Source organism: Methylacidiphilum sp. Yel (genome assembly GCF_004421185.1).
Lineage (GTDB): Bacteria > Verrucomicrobiota > Verrucomicrobiia > Methylacidiphilales > Methylacidiphilaceae > Methylacidiphilum.
Genome location: NZ_LXQB01000058.1, coordinates 1 through 23,505, shown reverse-complemented (window position 1 = coordinate 23,505; position 23,505 = coordinate 1). Strand labels below are relative to the sequence as shown.

The window sequence follows — 23,505 nt, the reverse complement described above, 5'->3', positions numbered from 1 at the left end:
GGCCGATGAGAGTGTCAGGGTCTATCAAAACCTCAACACCCTCATCGGAGAGCTTGCCCTGGCTAAATCTGGTCAGTTATCTCCAGGAATCCCCTGCCTTTAGGCATGGGGAGGATGTCAATATTCTAAGCTAGCTCCGGAAGCTAAAAGGAGGGAGGAATATCTTCTTTTTTTGCCACTTTGACAGTCTTTTGCAATGCCAAACTAACGCCCCTACCAGAATATCTGTGGAAGTGTTGGTATTCCTCTATACAATAGATTTATTTATGGTTCATCGATTTGCGCGGGAAACTCTGGCATTCAGGCCGTGGAGGGATAGTGGGGCGGCGCGAGCCGCCCCGGTTCCCGCCGTCTCCTTTGTCCAATGCTATCTAGGTCCACGAATACTCATACCCATCTGCCCGCCAAACAAGGTGCAGAATCAGTGCTTGCCTGCCCTTGCACCAGCCTGTTTCCGGTCTGGATGTTGAAATTGCCACTGGCACCAATGGCGACACGTCCCAGGTAGGCGTCTACCTTCTTTCCGGTCGTGCCTACGGCCCACACCAGATCGCCCGTTTGGAACCCAAAGGCGCTTTTGCTACGGGTCAGGTATCCGCGCAGAAACCCTTGCCTCCTCAGGCGTGTGCGCTGGTAACTGCCGCATCCCCTGCCCTGCACCTGCAATACCTGCTGCTGCCAATTCCAAATCGCATCCCCCTGCCCTCCGCATACCGCCTCCAGGCAGTGGGTCTTGGGGATACTGAACCGACGCCGGTTCCACTTCGTCCGGCCACCACTGGCGACTTCGACCTCCAGGCCCCTCGCCTTGAGTCTCTGGAACAATGCCCACCCGCTGCTATTCACCGCTGCGTCCCGCAACGGAGCCTTGGCCTGCGCCAGTATCCTTCGGGTCCGCTCCGGAGGTTTCGCGAGAAATTGCTTCAGCTGCTGGTTGCCTTTACGTTGGTTGCAGGGACGGCAAGCCAGCATAAGATTGCTCACGCGGTCACTGCCGCCAAAAGATTTAGGCTGGATGTGTTCGATCTCCAGAGGTACGTTCTGCCCGTCGCTGTACGCACACTTTCGGCCCACTTCTCTAGCAGATACTCCCGCACCTCGTAGCCAAAACAAGGTGCCTTGCTGGTACTCCGTTCCGGAGATTTCGGGATTCTCCAGCGCCTGGGTCTCGAAGCGCACCAGTTCCTGCGACACAGCCGTTGCCGGCACCCAGCGCAGCAGGCGCCAGACCCAGGACATCGTGGTATCCACTCGATGCCGCAGACTGGGTGCCAGCCACCCGTCCGGCCTGGCTAGGTTGTCAAACCGTGCCAGACGATACCTCAATTTCCCCCGCTGCCGGCGCCGGAAAGCGTGGCAACTAGTCAGCGCATCCCGGATAGCCTGTACAGGATGCTTCAGCTCCAATAGCATGATCATAGGGAGGGCACGCATAAGCTTGTCAGTGGTTGTGTTCACCGTTTCGTTTTCTCCTGCCAGTGCCAGCCCGGTCGTTTTACGGCCAGGGTCCAGTTTCAATCATAGAGGTTGCAAGGTGGAATGCTCCACCAAGCGATCCACCAGCCGGAGGGTAAAGGGGACCATCCGGTGGATCCGCACCCGGCCACGGCTCAACAGAAGACGTGCCCATTTCTCCAAGCACGGCATCAGAGGCTTCAGACGTTTGTCCAACTCAAATACTGCCATTTTCTATTCTCAGTCCTTACGGAGACTTGTAACGCGGGCATCGCTGCCTATCTCCCCTCGGGAAGGTTTGCAACCGGCTCCATCCTTTCGGATGCGGTCTGAACCTTCGGGCCTTCCCCTTTGCCCAGCATGATCCTCACCTTGCAGAGAGGGGAACTCTAGAAAGCATTCGCCGGTGCGTCTCGACGACCCGCCTGCAAACATAGCGGACTGACTACCGCTTTCCCTGGTCAACCTAGCCTACTTTCACAAGCTCCGCCCTTTAGGGAGGGGCAGTTGACTAGCATGAGTTTCTCTTCCAAAAACGTTCCGAGTATGAATGACCTTTGGAAAACTCTTTTCTAAGAATAAAATTTCAACAGTATCAAAACGAAAAGGTATGGAAGCTTCCTTTAAAAGCTTCAAATAGCTATAGGCAGCAGCAATCAGGCGGCTCTTTTCCTTTTGATCTATCTGTATGGGCCATTCTTCGAATATGGCTGAATAATGGCTTTTCACTACTACAAACACGAGGGTTTGTTTCTCTCGGCATACAAGATCAAGTTTGTATCCTTCGATCGTTACATTTCTTAGAAGGATAGTAAATCCTATTTTTCGAAGAAAACTTGTTGCAAGTTTCTCGGCTCGTTTCTCCACCCAACGCTGAGCATTCAGTGGATCTTGCTTTAAGGAAAGCAGCCGAAGCAGAGGCAGCAAAAAGGTCCTTTCCATGAACACAATCATTTCTTAGTATTAAATAGTAGGCCGATGATATTTTATGAGTTATTTCTAAGTAGTACGACGCTTCTAATTTTTAAGACACCCTATAAAAAAAAAGCGTTAGGATGAGGGTCTAAAAGGCTGCCTTTTCTTACAAATAGTCCTCATATTGACCAAAAAATTCTCTTTTCCTAAAAAAAGATTTTCTATGAAAAGGACTCAATCCGTTTGTTTTTATTGCTTCAAAATGAGAAGGAGTACCATATCCCTTGTTTTTATCCCATCCGTAAGTTCTATAGAGAGATCCAAGCTTCGTCATCCACAGGTCTCGGCTTACTTTAGCAACGAGCGATGCGGCAGCAATAGATGCTACTTTAGCATCTCCTTGAGCAATGGGTAGAGAGGTAATTCCAATCCCTGGTAAATTCCATATCCCATCTATTAGAAGAAGATCAGGTTCGACATCAAGGCAACAGACGGCTCTTCTCATGGCTAACAAGCTTGCGTTATGAACATTGCACTTTTCTATCTCTTCGACCGAGGAAAAACCAAGACCATACTTTATTTCAATTTCTTTGATCAGCCATCGAACAACCGATTCTCTTTTTTTCTCTCCTACGCTCTTGGAATCTTTCAAAGATTGATGGAAAGGTAGCTCCAGTGGCAAAATCACAGCTGCCGCAACGATTGGCCCAGCCAAAGCACCCCTTCCAACTTCATCAATTCCTGCTATAAGCCTATACCCGTCACTAGAGAGTTTCTTTTCGAAAGTCAGATCGAGGGGAGCCATATAGAGCCAAAGAACGAGCTTTTTTCCCCTTATTTCCCTATTTCATTTTTTCATCCCAAGCATCGCTTCTTTGCCCTTTTGTTTCCGTAAATAATAGAGTCTTGCCCTTCTTAGCTTAGGAGCCTTCTTTTCAACAATGATTTTTTCTATAGTAGGAGAATGCAATTTAAAATTCCGCTCGATCCCTTCTCCATAACTAATTTTTCTGACAATAAAAGACTCATTGATTCCCCTCCCTTTTCGACTAATGACAATGCCAGAAAAGGATTGGATTCTTTCCTTTTCTCCTTCCACGACCTTGGTCATCACCGTAACAAAATCTCCCCGAGAAAAGGAAGGGATGTCTTTTCTTAGCTGACTTGATTCAATTTTTTCAATCAGATTCATATTGAGTCTCCTTTTTCTTAGCTTCCCACAGATCTTTTCGAAATTTTTCAGTTTTTTCTTCCGCTAGCCGTTTTTTCCATAAATTGATTGCTTTGTGGTTTCCCGACAGAAGCACCTCTGGAACCTCCCAATCCCTAAATTTTCTTGGCCGGGTATATTGGGGAGCTTCAAGTAACATATCTTTAAAAGATTCGTCAATAACCGAATTTTCGTTGCCTAAAACCCCTGGGATCAACCTCACCACACTATCTATAATAACAAGGGTGGCGATCGTCCCGTTACTGAGTATATAGTCTCCAATACAAATTTCTAAGTCTACAAGCTGATCTATCACCCGCTGATCCACCCCTTCATACTGTCCACAAATAAAAATCAACCGTTGTTGACTTGCTAAGTGGGCGGCCATTTTTTGGCTAAACCGAAGGCCGGAAGGAGAAGGAAATATAACCGTATCTTTTTCCTTATCATATCCAATGGCTTCCATAGCATCAAATATTGGCTCACATTTCAAGACCATTCCAGGACCCCCTCCATAGGGCCTATCGTCTACCGTCCTATGTTTATCCCTTGCATAATCCCTCAACTGATGGATAAAAAGACCTAACAGCCCTTTTTTGATAGCTTGTTTTAAAATTCCTTCTCCCGATGCAGCCTCAATGATTTTAGGACACAGGGTGATTATGTCAATTCTCACTTTACCAGAGAAAAGAATGGGTCTTTTCTCGATTGCTTATTTCTCTATCTACGGGCCGGTCCATTTTAACCACAAAAAAATCCCCAGTTTGCAAATCTCCTTCAATGAACGGCAATGTTCTTTGATGCTTTCTTTATAAGGTGATTGACTGTTTCCGTTGGTTTTGCTCCTTTCTGAAGCCAATATTCCACTCGATCCATCTTAAGTCTGTAAAAATTTGGTTCTTCAGCCATTGGATCATAAAATCCAACTTCTTCCAAATACTTGCCATTAGCAGGCCACCTCTTTTCTGCTACAACAATTCTAAAAACAGGCCTACCTTTTTTCCCTTCCCGACGTAATCTTATTACTACAGCCATAGCTATCGTTCCTTATGAAATTATTGATAAAAACTCTATTGATTCGTACCAAACATCAATCTAAAGAAAAAATAAACTATATAAACGGAAAGATAAAACACAAGCTTTAGTTTTTAAAAAAAGGAAAATTGAAGCCTTCTTTAGAAGAAGAAAACTTTTTGATTAGTTTTCGGACAGATTCAAATCGTCTTAAAAACTCGTTGATCTCTGGAACAGTGGTCCCACTGCCTTTAGCTATTCTTAATTTTCTTTTACCATTGATTATATCAGGATTTTTTCTTTCTTCCGGAGTCATGGAAAGGACAATGGCTTCAATCCTTTTGAGTTTTTTGTCATCAATCTCAATCTGTCCTTTTCCTGGGAATCCTGGCAGATAAGACAAAAGTTGGTCCAATGGTCCAAGCTTTTTAAGCATTCGCATTTGGACAAGAAAGTCGTCTAATCCGAATTGCTTAGAACGTATCTTCTTTTCGATTTCGGCAAGCGACTGTTCTTTTATCTGGGCTTCCACTTTTTCAACAAAAGAAACAATATCTCCAAATCCAAAGAGCCGATCGACCAATCGTTCCGCCCGGAACAACTCAAAAGCCTCGACCTTTTCTCCTGTCCCTAAAAACAAAACGGATAGTCCTGTTAGTTTCTTAACAGAAAAAGCAGCTCCCCCTCTGGCATCCCCATCAAATTTCGAAAGGATTAATCCCGAAACAGGAATTTTTTCAAGGAAAGCCTTTACGATGTCGACCCCCTTTTGGCCGGTTGCCGAATCAATCACAAGAAGGACTTCTTGAGGAAGAACCACAGAATAGGCAAGCTGTAATTCTTTAAGAAGCTCTTCGTCTAAATCTAGCCTCCCTGCCGTGTCATAAATGACGACTGATAACCGATCTTGCTTTGTTTGCTCTAGGGCTTTTGAAAGGAAAGCCTCTATTTTTTCCTCTTTTTCTGGAACATATACCGGAACATCAATCTGCGAAGCAAGCTTGGTTAACTGCTCTCTAGCAGCTGGTCGCGTCAGATCCGCTGCCACTAGCCCTACTCTTTCCTTATTCTTTTTGCACCATAAAGCAAGTTTAGCGGCAGTGGTCGTTTTTCCAGACCCGTTTAACCCACAGAGCAATATTCTTAAAGGCCGTTCACTCAATAATCCCTGCTTTTCTGAAGCAAGATATTCAATGAGAGCATCATGAAAAATCTTGATGAATAAGTCCCCAGGCCGAATGCTTTCCAAGACCTTTGTACCTAGGGCCTTTTGTTTGACTTCTTCACAAATATCTCTAACGACCTGATAATGAACATCAGCAGCTAAAAGAGTCAGCCTAATTTCCCTTATGGCTCCAGAAATATTCTCTTCACTGAGTTTTCCATAGCCTCTCAGATTCTTAAAAAGCGACTGCAGTTTTTGCTGTAAAAGCTCCAACATAAAATTATCTACCAATGGATTGTATCAAAATAAGGCCGTTTTGTAGTCTTTGGCATAACGCAGATAAAGGGATCATCTAACGAATAATATTTCGAATTACCTATTTGAACATAATCCCAATCGATCACATAGGAAACATTTTCTTTGGCCAACTGTCTCATGAGCAGGCTGCGAACATAAGCCCTTGTATTTCTTGGGGGTTCCGCAAGATAGTTATTCTGTGGCCATGCGGGTAAAGCAAGATCCTCATAACTAGTATTAGGAAGAAGCCACACAAAATTCTTTTTCCTATCGATCTGATGGTATTCTAAATCCAAACTATCGAGCCAAGGATCATCCCAAGCTATCTTTTCATGCCTACAAAAAGATTCTAGCAAATAGCGCTTGGTGATCCAGTCCACTTTCCCAATAAGCTTTTCCTGATTCCCCGCTAATCCTTCCAGCACTTCTCTCCAAGCTTTTAAAACCCACAGGGCATCTTCATCTTTTTCATCCAGTTTTTCAGCCTGAAGATAATACTCAGAGAGCACATCCACAGGCGTCCACTTTCTCCCATCAGCCAATTCAATCAAACAATCCGCAGTGGCTGCATGAGAAACCGATTGCATCGTTTTTACGGGATCAACAAAAGCGATCTTTGGCAGCATTCGGCATTCTAAAAGATCTAAAACAAGCGAGGTGGTTCCTACTTTTAAAGCTTGAGAAAAGGGAAGAATGTTGGAATCACCCAATAGCAGGTGTAGTCTGCGAAATCTACAGGGATCGCTCAAAGGTTCATCGCGGGCATTGATCAGCGCTCTGTTAAATTGAACCCATTCATAAATTTCGGTTTGTATGTAATCTGCCCGCTGCATGATTTGAAATTGAACGGTTTTGCCATCCTTCTTATTGTATTTTTTTGCAGTCAACACACTGCCCACCCGACCACTTCCAACCATCAGTCCTCTAATCGCAAGAAATGCTAACAGGGATTCCACGTTTTGCTGGGTCAAAGGCGCGTTACGCCGAATTAGATAATTTTCATGGCAACCAAAGGTTGCCCCTGTATAATGATCGATGTTATTCTTGATAAAAGAAACGCTCTCACTCAACCCCAATTCATCCAAAGCCGTTTGCAACAATCGCTCTCCTGCATGATCAGAAGCCACAAGATCGGCAAGATTTTTGCACTCCGAAGTACAATACTCCACATGACCCATATCGATATAGAGCCTACCTCCATTGAACAAAAACCCTCCATTTCCTGCGGGCTCATCATAGTCCCTATCATGAATATCAATTAAACCAATTTTTTTTTCTAAAATAAGATAATCTTTCACCTGTTCTGGAACCGATAGTGGATCAGCCCCATGATTGAACAGACACCCATATTCGGTTTCGATGCCTACGATTCGCTTCATTGAAAAATCATCCTTTTTATAATAATAAGCTCCAAAACTACCTCCTATGAAGATGAGGAGAAGCCCAACAAAGCATCATTGCCAACCGTAAAACTCTGACGATCATAATAGTTTCTATCCATGAGCACAATTTCATAGTCTGCAAGCGTAGTTACTTCCATCCTTTCTTCAACCGATCGAACTCCCTCTGTCAAAGAGCTTTTCAAAGATGCCGTCTCAGATGCCCACAATATTAGCTTTATAGCATATAGAACCATTTCATTAATGCTCTTAAATTCTAACAGGCCAAGGCTTTCTCTTTCTGTCCGGAACTTTTCCATTATTTCCTTTTTGCCACTGATCAAGAGTCCTTTGCTCATATCCCTGCCAAAACTGGTCCAGTAGCTTCCATCATAGTCGACAATCCATCCTTCGTCCTTTTCGAGCTTTTCTCCAAGTTCGACGAACAAACACCTAAAAAGAAAAGGGGCAGAAAAAATCTGCTCAAATGCATTTTTAAGGCCTACCGCCAGACTGTAGGTCACAATCCGCCGAGCCGAAACATCTTCTCTAGATCTTGTAAAGCCTTCCAGATGAGCCAACTCAATAGCCGATTGCCTAATCTTTTCCATATCCGCCGGATGGCCTATACAGCCCATAGCTAGATGATCGTAAATTTCATATATTTTAGGGGTGCCTACTCTTTTCGTCGCAATGATTATCCCTGGCTCACCATTCACAACAGCCAGTGGCAGCGCAGCTTGCAGTTGATCCTCAATATACTCCCTTCTGTTGGCTATGGCTTCAAGCCATCTGTAAGGCTCCTCTATCACAATATTATCTCCTTTTACTTTATATAAGGTTTTTATAGATTAAAAACAAAACCTTCTATTGTCGATGTTCAAAGAAAGCATAATGATTAAAAGTTGGTGAGGGGAAAAAAAGATAGTGAAAGCACAATGCTAAAAAAGGCAAAAGACTATAGGAACTACTTAAGCTATCCGGCTTCAGCAAATAATTCTGCTAGCCTTTCTTGAGCTATTTCAACCACGCCACTTTTTTTCAAGAGTTTTACCTGCGGATAGATTCTATTCCTTCGATTGACCCCCCCAGTAGCTGTATCCGACTCGGCAGCAATATCTAATAGCTGTAAGGCAAGCCTTATAGCTTCTTCTTCATTCCTTTCTATACTTGGCTTTCCACTCCATCGGTTAATATACTGCAGAATGCTTCGAACAGCAGGAGAGCCAGATCCAGAGGCTGCAAAATCCACGGTCTGAAACTGAGCTCCCAAAGCATCGTAAAAATAAATAGTCGGTTCCTCCTTACCGAAAGGATCTGCCAAGGCAAGCAATGGCACCACAATTCCAATGCCTTGCAAGGATAAAGCCATGTTATCCTTCAGTAACTTGCTAACCATTCTTACCTTGGCAGCAACACTAAGAGGTTGAAGCTGGCTTCTTCGATAAAACTCAAAGGAATGCTGAAGGACTCTGGCAATCTCAAAAGCAGTTGCCGGCGTACCCGCTATGGCTAAAATCGTATTTCGATCAATCGAAATCACTTTTTCTGCTCGTTCATGAATTACAAGATTACCCGCCGTTGCCCTCCGATCCCCTGCTACAATCACTCCTTCTTTATAATAAAAGGCTAAGATCGTTGTTGATTCTACCCATAACCTTTCCGAAGTCGGCTTTGTGGGAAGTTCAGCCGGAGCAGAGAAAGGAAAGAGTATACCACTTTCTTTCAGTAACGACACAAAATCGCCTTTCAGTCTTTCCTCTCTGCCCGCTTCAACAGGCCAAGAAAACCTTAGATGTGGGTTTTGATTCACTCTCCAGTCCTCTGCCTGTAGCGGCGCGCCTGGTCAGGGTCGACTTTGCGCATGCGCTTAAGAATTTCTTCTGTATTCGGTTTTTCTACTTGTGGAGCCTGTGGCCCAGGGCCACTGCCTCCTCCTGGTCCTGGAGTCGGAATCATCTGTTTGTTTTTCTGTCCTTGCTCAGGCATGAGCATGATTACCTCCATGTTGTTTTTCATCGTTTGTACAATTTAATCAATTCCCCATGGGCTTCAAATTCAAGTTCTTTACGATGTCTCCTACGCTTTTAGCATTATCGATAACTTCGCAATAGACCTCCAGATCCACTCCTGGAAAAGCAGATGCTAAATCCAGTCTATAGGTCTGCCCATTGAACCGAAAAGCAATATAATCCCATTGGACGTTAATAAGATCCTTTGAAAATCTCTGGATACATTTGCCTCGAACAAAGGCCCGAGAAGAGGAAGGAGGCTGTTGTATAGCCTGGCAAATATCTTCATCAGTCGTTAAGCGGATAATATCCCCTGCAGATTCCAAAGCGTAAAACAGGCCTCGGCTCCGATCAACCAGATGATATTCTAGATCAAGACTTTGAAGCCAAGGATCATCCCAAGAAAGGTTCTGATCCTCTCTAAATGTCTGCAGTAACCAGAACTTAGCCATCCAATCCAATCGGTCCTTCAGCTCATAGGGATTGGATGACAAAGTACGAAGGGTCTCTTTCCATGCCTTCCATACTTTTTCTTTTTCTGGATGATCTAAATCCACATAACGAGCAACCCAATCTGCATATTCATTCTGCAGTTCAATGGCCGTCGTCCTCCCTCCCTGTGCTAGTTCTATTTCCCAGCGGAATTTCGGATCACGCGATATGCTACGGTGCGCATAAAGCGGATCAGCCAAAAAGAATCTTTTAGGGATACGCTCATACTGCAACGCTTCCAAGACTAAAGCTGTAGTCCCTACCTTGAGCCAAGTGGAAAATTCTGAAAGATTCGCATCGCCAAGAATCACATGGAACCTTCGATAAAGCTTTGGATTGGCATGGGGTTCATCCCGAGTATTGATGATCGGCCGGCGATTCATCGTATCAATGCCCACAAGCTCGGTGAAAAAATCGGCTCTCTGTGAGATCTGATACCCCCCCAGCATACCATGATCTTCTCTTTCCCATCCAAGTTTTCCTGCTCCCGCATAGATCTGGCGGGTAATCAAAAAGGGAAGCATGCCTTCGACAAGCCTATCCCAGGGAATGAGACGAGGGATCAAATAATTTTCATGGCATCCGTAACTGTGCCCAGCAAAATCCGTATTGTTTTTGTACATGCAAACGGTATGGCGTCTTTTTTTACTGGAAGCCTTGGCACACTCTTCCAATATTCTTTCTCCGGCTTTGTCCTGAGCAATCAGTTCGATCAGCGTCGAACATTCCGCTGTGGAATATTCCGGATGGGTATGATCGTTATAGAGTCTAGCCCCGTTGCGCAGGACAAAATCACTCTTTATTTCTTCAAAACTGTAGGGTCTTTGTCGATCTTGAGAAAAAAAGTTGGCTTCATCCGCATCCTGCCGCAATTCCTTTGCCCGAAACCCTCTAGCATCTTGATGGGGATCTTCTTTGGTATAATCCCAAAGGTTGGGACTGCCAAGCTGAGAAGCAGAACGGACTAGATGAATCGACTCTTCGACAACATCAATATCGGCATTCTCTAAAACAGAAATCCCAAATTCAGTTTCCAACCCAAAATACACCGACCAGGGCACAAGCCTCTTTTTTTCCATAAAACTTCACATCTTTTTTTTACTATACTACTCCAGAAACCATCTTTTTTCTAGGCATAATCGGCGATAGTTTTACAACATTCTGTGGGTCATAATCCACAAGCTTCAACCAATCCTCAGTAATATCTGAAGGAGGGAATATGTCATTTTCGATGTATTCTTCTTCCAAGGCACAAAGGAGATCTTCTAGTCGCATCCCTCCCTGAAGAGGATCAACAATGGTTCTTTTTATAGCCATACCCTTTGCTCTTTCTACAATGGAAGCAATAATAGCCCCACTATTCAGATCGCCCCTGTAGAGATATTCTTTTTTACCGCTTCTTAAAGTCACTTCCAAAAATTGGTTGCGATCCGTTCGAGCGTATTGTTCTTCGACTACCTTTTCGATAAGAAAATCGATCACTTTCTTCGGATCTCCTTCAAACCTTTCCATAAGGCTCGCATCATAAGGAAGATCTTCAGTGAGATAGATCCTAAAAATTTCCTTTGCTTCTTCTTTGCCTGGTCTGTTGACTTTGATCTTCCTGTCAATTCTTCCAGGCCTTAAGATGGCCGGATCGATGAGATCAGCTCTGTTAGAAGCAAGAATAATAACTGCCTGTCGCATCGACTCAATCCCATCCATTTCAGCACAAAACATCGGAACGAGTGTATTTAAAATGCTATTAAATCTTCCCGCTCTTCGAGTCCCAAGAATCGATTCAGCTTCATCAATGAAAATAAAAGGAAGATAATCTTCCTTGGCTAGCTCTCTGGCCTGTTCAAAAATCTCTCTAACCTGTCTTTCAGATTCACCGACCCACATGTTGAGGATTTCAGGGCCTTTAATATGCATAAAATATTCTCGCTTCTCCTCCCCAGTCTTTTCTCGAAGCTTTTTTGTCAGATTATACGCCGTAGCTTTGCCAATAAGTGTCTTACCGCATCCAGGCGGCCCGTACAACAAAAATCCTTTAGGCACATTGTGCTTGTATTTGGCAAAAATATCAGCATAAAGGAAAGGAAGCTCAACAGCATCCTTTATCGCTTCAATCGCCTGCTTCTGTCCACCGACTTTCTCCCATGGTAATTCTGGTACTCTCTCTAGCAGCTTCGATGAAGTCTTCGTCGACTTTACCACTTCGATCGCCACTCGATGAGAGGGGTCTAATCGAATTTCTAATCCCGGCTTCAACCTCTCCTTCATCAGTGGGGAAGAGCGAATGACGATGAACGTACCAAAGCTGCCTTCATGACTAATCCTTAATCGATTGTCTGGTAAAACATCCAAGATCTTTACAATCAGTCCTGAAGCATCAAAACCCAAGTCCCCTACAATAGCATAGGCTTCATTTAAAAGTACCCTTGTGCCAATAAGCAATGTTTCCCCTTTTAAACGCGGATCAATAAGACAATAGAATTCAGAACCTCCTTGAGCCACAAGCCCTACGTCACTTTTAGGAAGATCTAAAAGTGTTCCTACGCGATTGGCTGGAGATGAAAGCTTTTCAACAGCTTCATTAAGCTTTTCAATAACGTCTCTTGCCTTATCACAGGTCTCTTCTAGATCCCCCACCCGCTTCCTCAGATAAAAAAAGGCTTCCCTGCTGAAAGCATCATTGACTAGAGACTGCCCAAGCAGATCAACTATTTGGAGGGTCGACAGCGAATCAAGTTTTTCGAATGTCATAGAGGTGTCCTTCATTCCAGTGTCTTTAACTTTTTTTGCCATGTTTCAAACAATACCAATGGTTTTGTTTTCATGCAAAAAAGTTATTTTTTTCTACATTAAGCTTTTCCTATAATTTATCCTTTTTAAGTTCACTAAGCAATTTTCGCACCAACCCTAGTTTATCATTAGCTTGCAATATGGACCTACCGACTACAATGTGTGTTGCCCCCAAGGCTGCAGCTTCTTGCGGATCTATGGTCCGTTTCTGATCGTCCCCAGTCAGTTTTTCCCATCTAATCCCAGGCACTACGATATAATCAGGCTGTTTTTCCAGTTTTCGAACAGTCACTAGCTCTCTGCCCGAACAGACTATGCCTTTGAGCCCAGCCTCAAGTGCCAAGCCAGTCAATAACCGAACTTCTTCTTCAACCGACCGATCAATGCCAACTCTTTCCAGTGTTTTTTGCTCAGCACTCGTCAGCACAGTCACTCCAATGACTTCTGTGTAACTTCCAGCAGCTGCTGCAACCGCTTCCCTGAGCATTTCTTCCCCTCCTAGAACATGAACCGTTGTAAACTTTACTTTGAGCTTGACAGCTTCAGAAACTGCTCTAAAAACAGTTTTAGGAATATCATGAAATTTTAGATCAAGAAAGACGTCGGCACCGTTATCAATAATTTTCTTGATAATATCAGCTCCTCCAGCCATAAAAAGCTGACTGCCTACTTTAAAAAAATCGATCAGCGGCCTTAACAAATGAACCAAATTCAAAGCCTCAACTACATCGGATAAATCCAAAGCAATAATTGGTTTTAATTCCATGGACACTTTATCTTATATTAATAGCTTTGCTCCGGCAAAAATCAATCTTGGACTACGTATTCTTGGAAAAAGACAGGATGGTTACCATGAGATTCGAACCCTCATGGCACCGATATCTATTGGTGATAATATTTACATCGAACTAACAGAGAGTGGCATAGAATTGGAGACTAGCGGTCATTTCGATGTTCCAAAAGATGCGAACAATCTTGCATTCAAAGCGGCCCTGCTTTTTTTATCTCATTATTCCATACGAACAGGCCTAAAGATAAAACTGACCAAAGTGATTCCTCCCGGTGCTGGGCTTGGAGGCGGTAGTAGTGACGCGGCTACAGTTCTTTTTTCTCTAAAAGAACTATTTGGAATAAAAGATTCTATTGATTCTCTTTTTCAATTAGCTGCCCAGCTGGGCAGTGACGTGCCTTTCTTTCTATTAAAAAAACCAGCTCTTTGTACAGGCCGAGGAGAAAAGCTCCAACCAGCAACCATTCATTATCCACGCAAGGGCATCCTTTTTTATCCAGGCTTTCCGATACAAACTCCCTGGGCATATAGGAAATATAGAGAGCTGTTGGACCATGGCGTCCTCCATCCACCAGACCCAGAAACGATTGATCAACCCCTCAATGACCTCGAACAAGTCGTCTTTTCAAAATATCTTTGGTTAGGAACTCTCAAAAACTGGCTCATCGGTAGATTCCACCCAGAACTTTGCCTGATGAGCGGCAGTGGTAGCTCTCTCTTTGCCCTTTTTCGTCAAGAAGATCCTCAATTTTTTGAGTCGCTCATCCAGGAGGCTAAAAACTACTTAGGATCCTGTTGTTGGATTCGTTCTTTTGAAATCCTCGAGTCGTTTTAGCTTCTTCTTAAGCTGAAAAAATTATGTTTTGATCTTTTCTGTGTTTCTTTTCACAATACTGCTATGATATCTCATTATCCATATCTTATTGTCGGCGGAGGGATGACAGCGGATGCTGCGGTTCGTGCCATTCGTTCAATCGACCAGAATAAAGCCATCGGTATTATCTCTCAGGAGCCATATCCACCCTATCTTCGTCCCCCTCTTTCCAAGGGGTTGTGGAAAGGAAAGCCGGTTCAACGGATATGGTGTCGAACCGAGTCAAAAAAAGCGGATCTTTTTCTTGGAGAAACAGCCATAGCTCTTGATCTTTCCAATCGCAGGCTGTATACGGATAAGGAAAAAACGTATAGTTTTGAAAAGCTTCTTATAGCAACAGGGGGAAGACCAAGAACGCTGCCTTTTAAAGATCAATCCATCATCTATTACCGTGATCTTGCTGATTATTACAAGCTTAGGGAAATAACAGAAAGGGCAGAACATTTTGGGATTATTGGCGGGGGATTTATTGGAACTGAAATTGCCTCCTGTTTGTGCGAGCTTGGGAAAAAAGTCAGCATGATCTTTTTGGAAGAAGGAATAGGCCGTCGGATATTTCCTTTAGAGCTTTCTCTTCGGCTCAACGCCTTCTTTGAACAAAAGGGAGTTCGCCTCTACCCTAATCAATCTGTTAAAGACTTTAGGAAAGAGGGGAAAAAAGAAATAATTGTCAGTTCCACAGGCCAGGAACTTGTTTTTGATTGTGTTGTGGCAGGCCTTGGGATTATCCCCAATGTTGATTTAGCCAAAGAGGCGGGCATCAAAGTAGAAAACGGTATTGTTGTTAACGAATATCTACAAACGAGCTGCGAAGGGGTATACGCAGCCGGGGATGTGGCTAATTTTTATTGTCCAACACTTGGGAAGCGACTGAGGGTAGAACATGAAGATAATGCAAGAAAAATGGGAGAATGTGCAGGCAAAGCCATGGCTGGAAACCCTCTTGTTTATGATCATATTCCTTCCTTCTACTCCGATTTTTTCAATTTTTCTTACGAAAGTGTGGGCATAGCCGATGGGAACCTTCCTGTTATCTCTTTTTGGAACGCGGATTATTCCAAAGGCGTGCTTTACTATCATGATTCTTCGAAACTTATGGGGGTGCTACTATGGAATATCCCAGGGAAGGTGCCCGAAGCAAGAGCTATTTTAAGCGAAGGGGTGGCAGCTGATCTTCAAGTGCTTTCTCATAGGATTTCCTTCAATTAGCCGCTTTTTCTTATAGGCTTTTGTTGCTAAAATTGCTTCTGGATTTATTTTTTTCTGGATGGATGGCATTACGTTCCTTCCGAGGGAAGAGGTTTTTAAGCTGAAACTTGTGGTAAACGAACTGTTTTTAAGCATCCAGGGGGAAAGTACCTTTGCTGGCTACCCTTGTGCTTTTATAAGACTAACCGGATGTAATTTGAGATGCCGGTGGTGCGACACAACGTATGCTTTTTCAGAAGGCAAACTATTGCCTATCGAGGCCATCATCAATCAGATTCAAAAATTTAACATTCCACTTGTAGAAGTGACTGGAGGAGAGCCGCTCCTTCAAAAAAACACTCTGCACCTGCTCCGCTTGCTCTGCGATCTTGGCTATCAAGTGCTTTTGGAAACCAGCGGCTCTTTGTCCATCCGCCAAATAGACCCAAGGGTCCATCGGATTGTTGATTTGAAATGCCCATCAAGTGGAGAAAGCGAAAAGAACTTGCTAGCCAATCTTGATTGGCTTGGGGAAAAAGACGAACTGAAGTTTGTCATCGGGAATAACGAAGATTACCAATGGGCAAAGACCAAACTAAAAGAAGAAAAAGAACGACTCACTAAAGTTAAAGCAATCACTTTTTCTCCTGTTTTTGGCGAACTAGAGCCACGGATCCTCTCCGAATGGATTTTAGCCGATAGGTTAAATGTTAGACTGGGACTTCAAATCCACAAATACATATGGCATCCGGAAGCACGCGGAGTGTAATAAATAACTTCTTAATTGGCAGTCCCTCAAGCTCTTCAGAATCCTGCCCCTGGCATTCCTCCCATATACGAGCCAGCCTGTCCATTTTGTTGCCATGAAGGAGGGGTGTTCCAAGGCATGGAAGTGACATTTTCCTGTTTCTGCTTCTTCTTTTTGGATTTAGAAGAATCCTGGCTAGCTTGTTGGGTAGTAGAATTTGAAGTTGATGCGCAGCCTCCCACAACGCTCATGACGACACACAGGGACACAACCCAAAGTAAATTCAACATTTTCGCTTTCATAGCAAACCAGTTTTGCTTTTTTTAAGAAAGAAATCAAAAATATTTTTTTCTTTTTTTCTAATTTAAAACATCATCTCCAGGCTGAATGTTTCCTTTAAGCGAATCCATTACAATATCAGCAACAGCTGTGGAAGGTTCTGTAGAGACAATCTTTATCTTTCCAAGAAATTGTTTGTTGCGGAAGACTTCAAGCTCTCCATTTTCAACTAATCCATCTTTTTCTCCAATATTCAATACGACGAAATTCCAGTTCCGGTTGACCGAAACCACTTTACCACGAATGCCAGTCCTCATGGAGACAGCTCGTGCAACCGCAGGAGAGGCTTGCTTGAACTTGTTTAATTCATTGGTCAGCCGAGCTATACTATCTTCCAAAGCAAGTTTTTCTTTGACTAAGTTTTCTATTTTTTCTGAGGCTTCCTGATTGGCTTTCTTTTCTTCTTCAAGCTTAGCTGTCAGAGCATCTAATTCGGATTTATGCTGATTGGCCATCGATGAACTGCTCTCCGATTTCTGTTGGAGATCAGCAAGTTGACTTTGGGTTTCTTTAAGATCGTTATCAAGCTTTTGAGCTCTTTCTCTTTCCTGAGCAAGTTCAGCCTTAACCTCCTCTAAGTGTTTTGAAGTCCTCTCTAGCAAGACTTTTGATTCTTCTAGCTGTTCGCTCGTTTTCTTCAACTCTTCAGAGGTGCGTGCATATTCAGCCTTGAACTGATTTTTTTGTTTGACAATAAGAAGACCAAAAACTGCCGATACAACAACGCCTACAAAAACAACAACGGATAAAAATCTACCGATAAACATGGAAAAATGATTGCCAAAGTTTTATTATAAAAAGGTATGTTCTTTTTTTCGCATGTTTTCTCCTCTTCTAGAATGTGCACGCATTTTATGCCATGAATTCTTAAGAGTGTCAATAATGCAATTTCACTGGTAATATCTGGTAGGAAAAAAAATATTAATTTTTAAACAGAAAAAATATCACTTTCTTTTTTTAACTGGCTCAGTCACAAAAGGTTCATCCAGGATGCTTCCTTGAAGCGATGGAGGCAGTGGTATAGACACAACTATGGGGTTGCTTTCCCCTTGCCTTGACACAAGAAAACGTATCGATTTTTTAGCTCCAGTAAGCCCAAATTTCTCTTTTCTATACAGAGACAAAAAATCAGAAAGACCACCATTAATCCCTACATCATTGATAGCCAGGATCTGATCCCCAGATTTCATTCCGTATTCGTAGCCTTTTCCCCCCACTTCTAGAGCTACCACAAAGACCTTCGAATCGATTTGGGCAAGGATCATGCCTTCTGGAAAGCTAACCGGTTCATCCTTAAAAGACTTTTTGCCTTTTTCTTGAAAGATAATTCTTAAATCATCCGCATCAAGAAAATCAAAAGCCTGGCAAAACGCTAGTCCTGTCTTCCATACTGTCTGATGGATCATTTTCATCTCTTTTTCTTCAGGACTATCCGTATGGAATGCTCCTTCAGATTCTAAGGCCGGAGTGGACCGAGAAGCGGCTGCAGCTAATCCCCCTTTTTCTCCCCCTTCTCCTTCAACTGTTTGAGGGTTACCGGAAAGAAGATCCATCTGCGGCTTTACATAAATCACTCGTAGCAGAGCATCTGGAGGAATGATCGTGTACGCATTGATCACGAAGGGGTATTTTGGATGCACCCCCTCTTCATCTTCTATAAAAAGCTGGCAATCCTTCAGTTCAGGCGTAAATTTTAGTGGAGAAGAAACTAAAGAAAAAGGAAAGACTAAAAAGAGAAGAAAAAAGAAGCAGAAAATTTTCTTTTGCCTTAGAATAAAGCATCTAAAACAAACGCTCATCGTTCCTCCTCCTGTTACCTCACCTTTGCTTTCAGGAGAAAGTCTTGTGGGCTATCTTTCCTTACCCATTCATCGATGACAATTGTTTTGAGCCTGTTTTTTTCTCCTTTTTCAATACGTAACAACCCTTTGGGGACTTCCAACTGGTCAGAAAGAAAAGTAAGAAGCAGTTCATTCGCTTTTCCCTCCACGGGTGGAGCCGAAAGCTTGATTTTAATCGATTCACCATGCATGCCAACCACCTCAGTTTTTTTTGCGTTGGCTAACACTTTGATCATCAGTCGTGCCGAAGCCATAAAAAGACGCCTCTCTCTCTTCTCCCCTCTTACCCTTGCGCAAGCCAAGGGCTTGCAGAGTTTTGTTCGGCTTTCCAAAAAGCCTCTTTAACTTTCTGGAGTATCGACTGCTCTAGAGGGCCTTCTTGTAGCGTTTCGATATTCTTAAAGAGATGCTCTAGCTTTGTTGTACCAACAATAACCGAATGCACTTCCGGAAAAGAAAGTACAAAACGAAAGAAAAACTTGGGCCAATCCTTTTTTTCTATGCCAAAATCTTCCGGTTTTAGTTGCATTTGCTCAAACCGTTTCCTGTATTCAGCCCCATACTCCCTAGCATAGGAAGGGCTCAATTCCGTAGGATCCTTCCAAGGGCAATTGGCTAGGGGTCTTTTTGCTAAAATACCCACATTTTTAGCTTTGGCTTCCGGTAAAACTTTTTCGAGATTCTTCTGATCGGTCACATTCAAACTCATCTCTAATACATCAATTTCAGGAAGGCTCAAAGCGTAGATGGCCTCCTCATTGTCTCCAGAATAACCAACAAACCTTATTTTCCCTTTTTCTTTGGCTACGAGTAAAGCTTCCAGAGCTTCTCCTTTCTCCAGAATTTCTTTTGAACAAGTATGCAGAAGCATAATGTCGATATGATCGGTGCGCAGTTTTTTTAAAGACTGATCCACTGAAGCCGCAATCTTTTCTTTAGACCAAGGAGGTAAAAACTCTTTGCCTTCCACCTCGCCATAGCCACACTTCGTGACAAGGATAAAATCTCTTCTTCGATGAGCAACCGTTTTGCCAATCAGCTCTTCAGATTGTTCATAGCCCCGGGCTGTATCGATGAGATTAATACCATGATTCAAAGCAAAGAGCAGCAACTCAGAAACGGCTGCTGTTTGCATATGTTCAAAGCCTATTTCAGCGGTTCCAATTCCTAGCCTTGAAACTTTGAAACCTGTTTTGCCAAGAACTGTATATTCCATAGACGTTTCTTTTTGAACTCCACTCGTTTATAGGTACACTTTGCACAAAAAGCTTTTAAAAATCGATTACTTTCTATTTTATTGATTGTTTGCGCATTTGTCCAAAATGAACCAAGCATAAAATTTGCATGCAAGTAATATTATCTAAAGACTTTGATTTTGAAGCCGCTCAGGCTTTACCTTCTTTCCCCGAAGGCCACAAATGCCGTAGGATTCATGGTCATAGCTTTAAGCTTACTGTGGCCGTACGAGGAGAAGTAGACCCTAGCCGAGGCATCCTGTATGATCATGCCAAAATTTCCGAGGCTGTTATTCCTTTGATCGAGCAGCTCGATCACAGCTATTTGAATGATATTGAAGGACTCCAAAATCCAACCATAGAAAATATGGCTGGGTGGTTTTGGAAAAAGCTTCAGGATAAATTGCCTGGACTTTATGAAATCACCGTTCAGGAAACAGCCAGAACACGATGTATATACAGAGGAGAATAGATTATAGAAGAACTTTTCAGAAAAGAGGAACTAACCATTATGTCTTTAACTCAAGAATCAGAACTTCTAAGACTGCGGAAGGAAAAACTGAACTATTGGAAATCCCAAGCAATTGATCCATTCGGAGGGCCTTATCCCGATACCCAACCGATTGAAGCCATTATTACTACTTTCGTCGAGAACGTGTCCGTTCGGATCGCAGGCCGCATCCTTTCCATCAGGGATATGGGGAAAAGCTTTTTTGCCCATCTGCAGGATCAAAGCGCAAAAATGCAGATTTATGCCAATCCGCAATCAGTTGGCCAAGAAGCATTCAATCAGCTAAAACATTTGGACATTGGAGATATTATTGGAGTAGAAGGAGAGTGTTTTCTTACAAAAACAAAGGAAAAGACCGTCAGAGTGAAAAGCTGGCAGCTTCTTTCAAAGTCGCTACGCCCTCTCCCATCCAAGTGGCATGGGCTGCATGATGTTGAAGCCAGATACCGACAAAGATATCTGGATTTAATAATGAATCCTGAAGTCAAAAAAGTGTTCTTTAATCGTAGCCAGATCATTAAAGAAATCCGTCATTTTCTTCACCAAAAAGGCTTTATAGAAGTCGAAACCCCTATGATGCAAACATTAGCCGGAGGGGCAGCAGCCAATCCATTCAAAACTTTTCACGAGGCCCTTGGTATTCCCCTTTATTTAAGAATCGCACCTGAGCTTTATCTGAAAAGACTTTTGGTCGGAGGATTCGAAAAAGTATTCGAACTAAACCGGAATTTTCGGAACGAGGGCATTTCTAGAAAACACAATCCTGAGTTTACGATGCTAGAGGCTTATTGTGCTTATGGAGATTACCGCTCGATGGCAAAACTGCTCGAAGAGCTCATTGTACACGTGGCCCAATGCGTCTTTGGTACCCTGCAGTTTCCAGTCTCTAAGCATTTAGCGGAAAATAAAATGGTAGATCTGACCCCTCCGTGGCCACAAAAACCGTTCAGAGAGGTGCTTAGCGAAGCCATTGGCAAAGACTGGTTTGCTTTAGATGAGGCAGAAAAAAGAAAGGTTGCTATGGAGTTTGAGATCGAAGCCAAAGAAGAATTTACCGAAAGTGATATTGCTAGACATCTTTTTGAAAAATTAGTCGAAGCTCGAACAATCGGTCCACTTTTTGTTACAGAACTGCCTGCAGATCTAGTACCACTAGCCAAACAAAATAAGCTGAAGCCAGAGTTCGTTGATGTTTTTGAGCTGATCGTTAACGGTCAGGAACTGGCGCCGGGCTATAGCGAACTAAATGATCCGATTGTGCAGAGAGAACGGCTTGAAAAACAGGTGGGAGAAGAAAAGCAGAAAATTGATGAAGAATTTCTTCTGGCCTTAGAGTACGGTATGCCTCCCGCAGGAGGAATCGGAATGGGGATCGATCGATTGACTATGCTTTTAACCGGTCAAGAATCAATCCGTGATGTCATTCTTTTTCCACTCCTTCGGCCAAAAGAGGAAAAATAACAATCATGTTGCTTCTACTTTAGCTTTTCTATTTTGCTTGCATTTTCTCTAATGACTAGATTGTATTGAATATATAGAAAGAGGGGGTTTAGCTCAGTTGGTAGAGCGTCTCGTTCGCAATGAGAAGGTCAGGGGTTCGAATCCCCTAACCTCCAGAGTTTAACGCCTTATAGCCCTATCCAGGCGAAATAAAGAGAAACTTAAAACCATGGCTACACTCGTGGCCCATAGCAAAATACCCATTTTGCTTTCCACAAAGTAATAATTCCAAGGTTTTATTGCTACCGTAATGGGAAAATCAAAAGCAAGCTGATTGTTTGTTGGCTTATCCTTTAGAATCACTTCCAACCGGTACCTGCCTTTCCCTAAATAAACAGGCAAGGAAATGGTACCACTCGGATACGACTGAAAGGCCACTGACTTCAGCAGCTTGTTATTCTCCGAAAAGAGCTTCACAGCCACGGAAGCCGTTCTTGCTTTATCACTGATTAAATCAACAACAATAGTGGCTTGACCCGGATCAGGTACATTATCACAGAAGGTTTGGCCCTGATAAATGGATTTTTGCGTATAAAGATCCATATGCACCGAATAGCCCTCTTTTTCCATTACAGGACACTTAAAACGACCTGCGTTTTTATTGCACACATGCCCACAATCAGCAAAAGAAGGAGAAGATAACCCAAAGATCCATCCGAAAAGCCATACGAGAAAAGGATAAAAGAATAGCTTCATGTTGTCATAAGAAGTATTTAATGTGATGACATTTATAGTATTCTACAATCCACTCGTAAAGAAAAAAATGGGTTTTTTAAAAATATTTTTATAATCTATTGATGTTTAAAAGACTAGTTAAATGTTAAAGCAAAGATCTTTAGAGAAATACGTAAGAGACAATTGTAATATTCAATGGCAGAGTGATTTAAAAGGTGGAGATGGTTATTAAAATGTATCATTCTAAAATTTCGACTGTTTTTCTTGACTCTTTGGCGAAGAGGTTTGAAGAACCAGTCTTTCTCAGCTTAAACAACTCACAACTGAGCTTTTCCGTACCAAGGAAGAATGGAAAGTGGACTATCTAGATCCAAATAAGGAAATGGAAATTGAAAATATAGGGAAAAAACTGACTTATTTCCCTATTTACAGAAGCCTTTAAGGTTAATAAAGGCACCCTTGATGATCTTCTGGAACCAGTAGAAAACGGTATCTTCTTTTGTGCAGTCGAGTGACATTTGGCAGTTTTAAAAGAAAAATCCTAACAGAAGGATAAAACAATGGCAACACCCAATGTAACCAATGCATCTTTTTCTTCAATTCCAATATTAACCAATGGGTAGGATCATATCCCCTACTAGGATTGGCACTTGACCCTATACATATAGGATCAGGAAGCTCCGAATTAAGTAGGGCTTGAATAGTTTCTATACAAGTTACTTTTTCCTTCTCATAAATGTACATTCTAAACCTGTCGCCCAAGCTAGTCAGCATTCAATAGGCCGCCGAATTCTTTGGGGTTGCACCGCAAACACTGCGACGCTGGGAGCGCGAGGACAATCTCCTACCCGATGAACCCATAGCAGGTGGGCGACGACGCTACGACCTTGCGCAGCTTCGGCCAGACCAATTTCATGCGCCGGAGAAGGTAGGCCGCACCATTGCCGCCTATGCCCGTGTGTCCAGTCACGACCAGAAGGACGATCTGGAAGGGCAAAAACAGGTTCATGAGCTGTTCTGTGCCCCCGGCAAGGCTGGACATTCGAGCTGATCGCGGACCTGGGTTCTGGCATGAACT

At 43.1% G+C, this 23,505-nt stretch carries 25 protein-coding genes, 1 tRNA gene and 2 pseudogenes; 7 read left to right on the top strand and 21 right to left on the bottom strand.

All coding sequences use genetic code 11. The annotated features are described in order from the left end of the window. Positions 1-387 precede the first annotated feature (387 nt). From iscB to pyrF, 14 genes and pseudogenes are all read right to left on the bottom strand, one after another. A pseudogene (iscB, locus tag A7Q09_RS08385) lies at positions 388-1,647 on the bottom strand (RNA-guided endonuclease IscB). Positions 1,648-1,932: 285 nt separating this feature from the next. Beyond that, complete coding sequence (locus A7Q09_RS08380; RefSeq protein ID WP_166791963.1) at positions 1,933-2,397, bottom strand: YraN family protein; 465 nt, start codon at positions 2,395-2,397, stop codon at positions 1,933-1,935. A 139-nt stretch (positions 2,398-2,536) separates the two neighbouring features. Next, positions 2,537-3,175, bottom strand: coding sequence for a ribonuclease HII (locus tag A7Q09_RS08375; protein WP_134391012.1), 639 nt, complete (start codon positions 3,173-3,175; stop codon positions 2,537-2,539). Positions 3,176-3,217: 42 nt separating this feature from the next. Continuing rightward, positions 3,218-3,562, bottom strand: a complete 345-nt coding sequence (gene rplS / locus A7Q09_RS08370; RefSeq protein WP_134391011.1) for a 50S ribosomal protein L19 — start codon at positions 3,560-3,562, stop codon at positions 3,218-3,220. Further along, on the bottom strand, positions 3,549-4,256 hold the full coding sequence (gene trmD / locus A7Q09_RS08365) for a tRNA (guanosine(37)-N1)-methyltransferase TrmD (RefSeq protein WP_134391010.1): 708 nt from the start codon (positions 4,254-4,256) through the stop codon (positions 3,549-3,551). Before trmD ends, rplS begins: the two co-directional genes overlap by 14 nt. A 101-nt stretch (positions 4,257-4,357) precedes the next feature. Continuing rightward, positions 4,358-4,615 carry a 30S ribosomal protein S16 gene (gene rpsP, locus A7Q09_RS08360; RefSeq protein WP_134391009.1) on the bottom strand — a complete coding sequence of 86 codons (258 nt, stop codon included), beginning with the start codon at positions 4,613-4,615 and terminating at the stop codon, positions 4,358-4,360. A gap of 106 nt (positions 4,616-4,721) precedes the next feature. Beyond that, the gene (gene ffh, locus A7Q09_RS08355; protein ID WP_134391008.1) at positions 4,722-6,035 is read right to left on the bottom strand and encodes a signal recognition particle protein; all 1,314 of its coding nucleotides are present in this window, start codon (positions 6,033-6,035) and stop codon (positions 4,722-4,724) included. An 8-nt stretch (positions 6,036-6,043) separates the two neighbouring features. After that, the gene (locus A7Q09_RS08350; RefSeq protein WP_134391007.1) at positions 6,044-7,435 is read right to left on the bottom strand and encodes a proteasome accessory factor PafA2 family protein; all 1,392 of its coding nucleotides are present in this window, start codon (positions 7,433-7,435) and stop codon (positions 6,044-6,046) included. Positions 7,436-7,479: 44 nt separating this feature from the next. After that, positions 7,480-8,247 (bottom strand): proteasome subunit alpha, encoded by a 768-nt coding sequence (locus tag A7Q09_RS08345; RefSeq protein ID WP_134391006.1) that lies wholly within the window; start codon positions 8,245-8,247, stop codon positions 7,480-7,482. Positions 8,248-8,411: 164 nt separating this feature from the next. Next, a complete protein-coding gene (locus tag A7Q09_RS08340; RefSeq protein ID WP_134391005.1) occupies positions 8,412-9,248 on the bottom strand; it encodes a proteasome subunit alpha in 837 nt (278 codons plus the stop codon). Then, on the bottom strand, positions 9,245-9,454 hold the full coding sequence (locus A7Q09_RS08335; RefSeq protein WP_244228620.1) for a ubiquitin-like protein UBact: 210 nt from the start codon (positions 9,452-9,454) through the stop codon (positions 9,245-9,247). The genes A7Q09_RS08340 and A7Q09_RS08335 overlap by 4 nt, the downstream gene beginning before the upstream one ends. A 16-nt stretch (positions 9,455-9,470) precedes the next feature. After that, a complete protein-coding gene (locus tag A7Q09_RS08330; RefSeq protein ID WP_134391004.1) occupies positions 9,471-11,018 on the bottom strand; it encodes a proteasome accessory factor PafA2 family protein in 1,548 nt (515 codons plus the stop codon). Positions 11,019-11,040: 22 nt separating this feature from the next. Further along, a complete protein-coding gene (locus A7Q09_RS08325) occupies positions 11,041-12,687 on the bottom strand; it encodes an AAA family ATPase (RefSeq protein WP_244228619.1) in 1,647 nt (548 codons plus the stop codon). Between the two features lie 109 nt (positions 12,688-12,796). Next, the gene (gene pyrF / locus A7Q09_RS08320; protein WP_134391002.1) at positions 12,797-13,492 is read right to left on the bottom strand and encodes an orotidine-5'-phosphate decarboxylase; all 696 of its coding nucleotides are present in this window, start codon (positions 13,490-13,492) and stop codon (positions 12,797-12,799) included. Here pyrF and ispE point away from each other — a divergent pair. The 3 genes from ispE to A7Q09_RS08305 all read left to right on the top strand — a co-directional run bounded on the left by ispE (position 13,491) and on the right by A7Q09_RS08305 (position 16,347). Continuing rightward, positions 13,491-14,351 (top strand): 4-(cytidine 5'-diphospho)-2-C-methyl-D-erythritol kinase, encoded by an 861-nt coding sequence (gene ispE / locus A7Q09_RS08315; protein WP_134391001.1) that lies wholly within the window; start codon positions 13,491-13,493, stop codon positions 14,349-14,351. The genes pyrF and ispE overlap by 2 nt on opposite strands. 63 nt (positions 14,352-14,414) lie before the next feature. After that, entirely contained in the window at positions 14,415-15,599 is a 1,185-nt protein-coding gene (locus A7Q09_RS08310) for an NAD(P)/FAD-dependent oxidoreductase (protein WP_134391000.1), read from the top strand. A 58-nt stretch (positions 15,600-15,657) separates the two neighbouring features. Next, a complete protein-coding gene (locus tag A7Q09_RS08305; RefSeq protein ID WP_134390999.1) occupies positions 15,658-16,347 on the top strand; it encodes a radical SAM protein in 690 nt (229 codons plus the stop codon). A gap of 35 nt (positions 16,348-16,382) precedes the next feature. On the opposite strand, the gene A7Q09_RS08300 is transcribed toward A7Q09_RS08305, so the two are convergent. The 5 genes from A7Q09_RS08300 to A7Q09_RS08280 all read right to left on the bottom strand — a co-directional run bounded on the left by A7Q09_RS08300 (position 16,383) and on the right by A7Q09_RS08280 (position 19,722). Then, positions 16,383-16,628 carry a hypothetical protein gene (locus A7Q09_RS08300; protein WP_134390998.1) on the bottom strand — a complete coding sequence of 82 codons (246 nt, stop codon included), beginning with the start codon at positions 16,626-16,628 and terminating at the stop codon, positions 16,383-16,385. A 57-nt stretch (positions 16,629-16,685) separates the two neighbouring features. Beyond that, positions 16,686-17,432, bottom strand: a complete 747-nt coding sequence (locus A7Q09_RS08295) for a hypothetical protein (protein ID WP_134390997.1) — start codon at positions 17,430-17,432, stop codon at positions 16,686-16,688. A gap of 177 nt (positions 17,433-17,609) precedes the next feature. Then, a complete protein-coding gene (locus A7Q09_RS08290) occupies positions 17,610-18,464 on the bottom strand; it encodes a signal protein PDZ (protein ID WP_134390996.1) in 855 nt (284 codons plus the stop codon). A 14-nt stretch (positions 18,465-18,478) separates the two neighbouring features. Continuing rightward, positions 18,479-18,760, bottom strand: a complete 282-nt coding sequence (locus A7Q09_RS08285) for a DUF167 domain-containing protein (protein WP_134390995.1) — start codon at positions 18,758-18,760, stop codon at positions 18,479-18,481. Between the two features lie 29 nt (positions 18,761-18,789). Next, positions 18,790-19,722 carry an aldo/keto reductase gene (locus tag A7Q09_RS08280; protein ID WP_134390994.1) on the bottom strand — a complete coding sequence of 311 codons (933 nt, stop codon included), beginning with the start codon at positions 19,720-19,722 and terminating at the stop codon, positions 18,790-18,792. 128 nt (positions 19,723-19,850) lie between these two features. Here A7Q09_RS08280 and queD point away from each other — a divergent pair, with 128 nt between their 5' ends. The 3 genes from queD (at position 19,851) to A7Q09_RS08265 (ending at position 21,868) form a co-directional block, all read left to right on the top strand. Further along, the gene (gene queD / locus A7Q09_RS08275) at positions 19,851-20,213 is read left to right on the top strand and encodes a 6-carboxytetrahydropterin synthase QueD (protein ID WP_134390993.1); all 363 of its coding nucleotides are present in this window, start codon (positions 19,851-19,853) and stop codon (positions 20,211-20,213) included. Positions 20,214-20,252: 39 nt separating this feature from the next. Continuing rightward, positions 20,253-21,713, top strand: coding sequence for a lysine--tRNA ligase (gene lysS, locus A7Q09_RS08270; RefSeq protein ID WP_134390992.1), 1,461 nt, complete (start codon positions 20,253-20,255; stop codon positions 21,711-21,713). 82 nt (positions 21,714-21,795) lie between these two features. Then, a tRNA-Ala gene (locus tag A7Q09_RS08265) sits at positions 21,796-21,868 on the top strand. 4 nt (positions 21,869-21,872) lie between these two features. Here the strand turns inward: A7Q09_RS08265 and A7Q09_RS08260 are convergent. Next, positions 21,873-22,448, bottom strand: a complete 576-nt coding sequence (locus tag A7Q09_RS08260) for a hypothetical protein (protein ID WP_134390991.1) — start codon at positions 22,446-22,448, stop codon at positions 21,873-21,875. A 423-nt stretch (positions 22,449-22,871) separates the two neighbouring features. Next, entirely contained in the window at positions 22,872-23,171 is a 300-nt protein-coding gene (locus A7Q09_RS08255) for a hypothetical protein (protein WP_134390990.1), read from the bottom strand. 70 nt (positions 23,172-23,241) lie between these two features. Here A7Q09_RS08255 and A7Q09_RS11335 point away from each other — a divergent pair. Further along, a pseudogene (locus A7Q09_RS11335) lies at positions 23,242-23,505 on the top strand (recombinase family protein); the annotation flags it as partial.